The following is a 4,466-nucleotide window of genomic DNA, read 5'->3' on the forward strand; positions in this document are numbered from 1 at the left end:
AGAAGGTCCTGTCGATCTCGACATGGTAGTCGGGATGCACCTTGGCCGATTTCCACTCCGCATATTCGAACGGCGCCGGCGGCAGCGGCGCCAGAGCCGACCGTTCGATCTCCTCGAACAGCTCCCGGCGGCTTTTGCCAACGTGGCGCATGGGGCGATTGTTCAAATCCTCCAGCAACACCGCGATCGCGGCGTTGAGATCGCCGAGACTGAAGAAGCGCCGGTTGCGCAGCCGGGCCAGGACCCTGCTCATGCGTCAGGCGCAGGATTGATTGTAGGTCTTTCACTGTCGTTCGTCTCGCTTGCTTCGGTCTTGGCATGGCCCCTCTCAACCCGATGATGAGAGGGCAAAATGCCAGAACGGCGCTCCCGAGAACCGACCGTTATCCGCCCTGAAAACTGTCCGGGAATTAGCGGAATCACGGTCCCGTAATTACTGAAATCGCTGTCCGCGAATTAGCGGAATGGGTGTCCGCGAATTTCTGAAACACGCAATCCGCCAGCAATCGGCGCCCACCGACGCGTGGACTACCGAGATCAAAGGGACGGATGCGGAGGGCAAGCGTGTCGAGGACAACGCGTGAACAGTCGCTCCCGATTTATTCCTGGCCTTTTCTGTACTCAATCTCTGAAACCACCCACCCTGCCGGTTGCCGCCACCGATGCACATGCCAGCGTGCCAATGCGCACGACCGAGTGCGCCGGTGCGGCGAAGCTTGCGCAGCTACCGCGTGCTCATGCACCACAGCCTAAGCCTCATGCTAATCACCCAGCCGGTTGAGTGGAGCAGGTACAAACGTCCGCCTGTAGAATGTCCTTCTTGCCTATTATTGCAGACGCTCTACCTCGTCCCGATGATTTGGGCTGCCGCTGGAAGGTTCTGCGATGCCGGCGAAGTCGCCAATCCACCGCCGATGCACGACCTGGTCATTCTGCGGCTGGTCAAAGAAACGGGGATCACCGTCGAACAGGCGCGCGATCTCATCAACCTATTGGGCAACCTCAACTGGGACTCGCTCTTGCGAGAAGCCCGATTCCTTACCAGCGCCGCTGAGGCGATAGGCACTCAGTCACGGATATTGAAATATTGAAAGCGCCACAAAATCCGCTAATCTCAACTGCGGTCGCCTTTGCTTGCCACGGGGTGACCACCTAGCCTAACCCCGCTCCGGCCAAAGGGTCCCCCGCCCTCGCCCCAACGCCGGAGCGGGGCTTTGGTTACCCTGGGCCTTGTCATGCGCATCGTGGTCCTTGCCACGATGGCCAGTAGCCACGGAGTCGGTGCGGTACTTCATTGTCGCTCAACGTCGGCATTACGATTTCGATTGTCGCGCTAAGGTGGGGATCGTGCCTCAAGCGTCCGTCCCGTCAAGGATCACCCGCGACCAGCATCTTCTTCTCGATGGCGGCAGCCTTGAAACCGATGCGGGCGTCGTCGGGTGATAGCTCGCCGGCTAGTGCCGCCATGCACACCCTTTCCGCTTTATTCCATTTAGGACCGCGCTTGGTCCATCTGACCACCGCCAAGCTTACCACCTCGACCATCTGACTATCTTGTCGTTGGCAAGTTGGGGACGTCTATGACTGCACTGATTTTTTGCGTTCTTATTCGTGGTGATGGTCACCTGCCTGGGTGCGGCTTGACGCTTGACGTTGCCCAGTTTCTATCCATTTTTGAGTTCGTTTCCGGCGTGGGTTGTGCCCTGCTGGGCGGGTGAAGCGATTCGAACGCCCAGCTTGCGCGTGCTGTCTTTGTCAACCGCAGAGTATGCTTCCGGTGTTCCAGTCACTGGAGCACAACGGCTGGATCGTGAGGCGCGCTTCCGCGAAACGTGGTTCACGACATTTCCTATTGGGCCGACATGCAAGCGACGACCGCCTCACCAGGGGGGAGCCGACCAAGGTCCACCATCTCGACCGCGACCCCGAATAACGGATCGAGATCCACCGTGTCATGTCGATGAGCAGGGTCTGCGTGTATTTTGGCCAAACAAAATATCGGATTGATCCAGTCAACGGAATATCCCCGTGGAAAGCACAACCCCAATTGTTATCGTTGGTGGGCGCTTAAACAGCCTGACCGCCGCATCGCTTCTGAGCCATCAGGGCGTCTCCTGCATGGTTGTGGAGCGCCATTCGCCAACATCAGGATGCCGATCCTTGTCTTGGGCATGAAAGCCACGTAGGCGCCGAACCCGTTTGTGGAGCCGGTTTTGTTGAAAGGTTTCGGCTCCGAAGGAATCTCCACCGGCGTAGTTGCGTCGCGGCATTGCCCTCCGTGATCATCCTGCCAGAGTGACCGAGCTCAGACAGATACGAGATTCTTGCAGTTGAGGAGGGGTTCTCCGCAACTCGGGTTGCGAAGCTCAAATCATAGGAGAACCACATGCAGGTTTTTCGCCTGCCCGGTCATCTTATACGCAACGCCGGGCGGGCGTCGCGGCTTCTCGGCGCGAAGACCCCAACTATCGAAGCTGAGAGAAGACGCAACGCGGTGGCGCGCGATGCTCAGGTGGCTGAAGGGTCTTTGTCGCTCTTGATCGCTCTGCTTCAACTCCGGCCCAAGCCGGTCGCCGCTAGAGCGCGGATTGTTCACGGTCGACTACTTGCCGAAGTTTGATGTGGCGCAAAGGATCACCGGAAGCTAACATATCTTGTTCTTGGAGGCTGTCGTGCGTACGAGACGTTTCAGAAAGCCCGTCGTCGTTCAACCCGGCCGGATCGATCGCGACAGAGTTGTTGCATCAGTATCCGACGCGGCCGAAGTTCTATTGAGGGATTGGCCGAGGCCGGCGGGCAAGTCGCGGCTCGCCGCAATCGAAGCATGCCTTGCCGTAATCCGTGGAGAAAAACCACCAAGGATAGCGCGCCAGGCGTTCATCGCTGCGGCCAAGGAGGCCAGGATACTGCTCGGGGAAGAAATTTAGGCTTGCCCAGCACCCGTATGGGCATGCCCTTGAAGCACGGAGCGCTGCTGGATTCAGCGGCTTTGTTGCTTAGTGGCATCGAGCAGAGTGTGACGTATCGATGTAGTGCGATTTTGTCGATATGATTTGATTGTCTGTCGAGGGCGACGATGTATCGGCTCGACTTGTCGATCGCACATTGATCGACCTCCCCTGCCCCGTCAGGATACGAGGACGTGAAGACGCAAGCCGTGCAGAAGCTTGTGTTGTGGCGTGAGCGGCGCTTACTGAACCGCGAAGCCAGGCAGCTCATTCTCAGCCAGGCCACCTAGACCATCTAGACCTAATGGCATGGCCCGAATTCGTGCACTGTCAGGCTTTGGCCTTGCGCTTTGCTGGTGCTTTCTTTGGCGGCGTTTTGTCAACCGCCTTGCGGCCGAGACCGGCAGCTTTGGCAAGTGCAGACCGCTGAGCCGCATAGCTGGGCGCTACCATAGGATAGTCCCACGCCAAACCCCACTTGGCTCTGTACTCATCAGGTGTCATGCCAAGCAAGCCCAGGTGGCGCTTCATCGACTTGAACTTGCGCCCGTTCTCAAGGCTTATAATGTGATCGGGAAAGATCGACTTCTTAGGATTTACCGCGGGCGTCAGTATTGGCGATGCTGCAGCGACCGGCTCAGCCAGGCCAGACAACGCAGAATTAACACTGGCGATCAAATTCGGCAGATCCGCCACGGGCGTTGCGTTGCTCTGGACATAGGCTGCGACGATATCTGCTGTCATCCCTAGCAGATCAGCCCTTCGCTGCCCAATTGCTTCATCCATCAAAATCGTTCCCTTGTTGATCTCCGGCGTTCCTATTTGGAAAATTCGGCCTGCGCAATTGCAAACAATGATTATTTGACGCTAGATTACTCCAAGGCCGACTGTGCTGGTCATCGCCTGCGACACGCGTGTGTGCGGCCGATTCCCTTCAGGTGTAGCACCCTCATTCACCCGAATGCGATCAGCAGATCGTTGGCTGAGGCAGCAACGCTTTTTTCTCCCCACCTAGTTGGTGCGTGAGGACGATGATCCCGCATTTACTCTATGTCGAGTCGGCGCTTGTTTCGCCTGTCACTTTCATGCCCTCTGCTTAGGCTTCACCAATCCGAAAGGCACCAACATGTCAGACAGCTTCCTTCTTCAGCAGAAGGCCCCCAAGCTGATTGTCGTCACCGCCTTCGACCCGCGATGAGAGCGGCGACTTCCAGGCAGCCTATGGGCCAGCCGAGCAGCAGACCGAAGACCGAGCGACAAGGACCGCCAAAGCTCTGGCGACGAAACATGCCGATGTCATTGCGTGGTCGCGTGATGCTAACCCGGCGCTGGACGAATACGGCGAGCCGACGACGCTCTTTGGTTCGGAACGACGTGCCCGACATGGAGTGACGATTAGGCCGGTATCCCCAAGGCAGTTGTGTGCGTCAAGTTCTGCAAAATGGCGTGGCATTGCGGTGACATCGGCGTGTCCGCCGCGCAGCCCCCGTGTTTAGCGGAGCGGCGGACACATGACGG

At 58.0% G+C, this 4,466-nt stretch carries 7 protein-coding genes and 2 pseudogenes; 6 read left to right on the plus strand and 3 right to left on the minus strand.

All coding sequences use genetic code 11. The annotated features are described in order from the left end of the window. Nucleotides 1-244: pseudogene (locus NKH28_RS33990) on the minus strand (IS21 family transposase); the annotation flags it as partial. A gap of 586 nt (nucleotides 245-830) precedes the next feature. Here NKH28_RS33990 and NKH28_RS33995 point away from each other — a divergent pair. Continuing rightward, on the plus strand, nucleotides 831-1,091 hold the full coding sequence (locus tag NKH28_RS33995; RefSeq protein ID WP_352542276.1) for a hypothetical protein: 261 nt from the start codon (nucleotides 831-833) through the stop codon (nucleotides 1,089-1,091). A 277-nt stretch (nucleotides 1,092-1,368) separates the two neighbouring features. On the opposite strand, the gene NKH28_RS34000 is transcribed toward NKH28_RS33995, so the two are convergent. After that, entirely contained in the window at nucleotides 1,369-1,545 is a 177-nt protein-coding gene (locus NKH28_RS34000) for a DUF982 domain-containing protein (protein WP_352542277.1), read from the minus strand. Between the two features lie 35 nt (nucleotides 1,546-1,580). Between NKH28_RS34000 and NKH28_RS34005 the strand changes: the two genes are divergently transcribed. The 4 genes from NKH28_RS34005 to NKH28_RS34020 all read left to right on the plus strand — a co-directional run bounded on the left by NKH28_RS34005 (nucleotide 1,581) and on the right by NKH28_RS34020 (nucleotide 2,927). Beyond that, nucleotides 1,581-1,718: a hypothetical protein gene (locus NKH28_RS34005; RefSeq protein ID WP_352981431.1), complete on the plus strand. Its 138-nt coding sequence runs from the start codon at nucleotides 1,581-1,583 to the stop codon at nucleotides 1,716-1,718. A 310-nt stretch (nucleotides 1,719-2,028) separates the two neighbouring features. After that, nucleotides 2,029-2,175 (plus strand): FAD-dependent monooxygenase, encoded by a 147-nt coding sequence (locus NKH28_RS34010; protein ID WP_352542278.1) that lies wholly within the window; start codon nucleotides 2,029-2,031, stop codon nucleotides 2,173-2,175. 211 nt (nucleotides 2,176-2,386) lie between these two features. Continuing rightward, a complete protein-coding gene (locus NKH28_RS34015) occupies nucleotides 2,387-2,620 on the plus strand; it encodes a hypothetical protein (RefSeq protein WP_352922206.1) in 234 nt (77 codons plus the stop codon). Nucleotides 2,621-2,672: 52 nt separating this feature from the next. Beyond that, nucleotides 2,673-2,927, plus strand: coding sequence for a DUF982 domain-containing protein (locus NKH28_RS34020; RefSeq protein WP_352542334.1), 255 nt, complete (start codon nucleotides 2,673-2,675; stop codon nucleotides 2,925-2,927). Between the two features lie 351 nt (nucleotides 2,928-3,278). On the opposite strand, the gene NKH28_RS34025 is transcribed toward NKH28_RS34020, so the two are convergent. Beyond that, nucleotides 3,279-3,734, minus strand: a complete 456-nt coding sequence (locus NKH28_RS34025; protein WP_352816273.1) for a Ros/MucR family transcriptional regulator — start codon at nucleotides 3,732-3,734, stop codon at nucleotides 3,279-3,281. A 340-nt stretch (nucleotides 3,735-4,074) separates the two neighbouring features. On the opposite strand from NKH28_RS34025, the pseudogene NKH28_RS34655 reads away from it, so the two are divergent. Continuing rightward, nucleotides 4,075-4,340, plus strand: a pseudogene (locus tag NKH28_RS34655) (hypothetical protein). Nucleotides 4,341-4,466: the final 126 nt, after the last annotated feature.

This window comes from Mesorhizobium sp. M1227 (assembly GCF_040318315.1).
Lineage (GTDB): Bacteria > Pseudomonadota > Alphaproteobacteria > Rhizobiales > Rhizobiaceae > Mesorhizobium.

Bases quoted from the DNA above. Each gene is read 5' to 3' on its own strand.
- NKH28_RS34005 (WP_352981431.1), top strand. From the start codon at position 1,581: ATGACTGCACTGATTTTTTGCGTTCTTATTCGTGGTGATGGTCACCTG.
- NKH28_RS34015 (WP_352922206.1), top strand. From the start codon at position 2,387: ATGCAGGTTTTTCGCCTGCCCGGTCATCTTATACGCAACGCCGGGCGG.
- NKH28_RS34000 (WP_352542277.1), bottom strand. From the start codon at position 1,545: ATGGTCGAGGTGGTAAGCTTGGCGGTGGTCAGATGGACCAAGCGCGGT.
- NKH28_RS34025 (WP_352816273.1), bottom strand. From the start codon at position 3,734: ATGGATGAAGCAATTGGGCAGCGAAGGGCTGATCTGCTAGGGATGACA.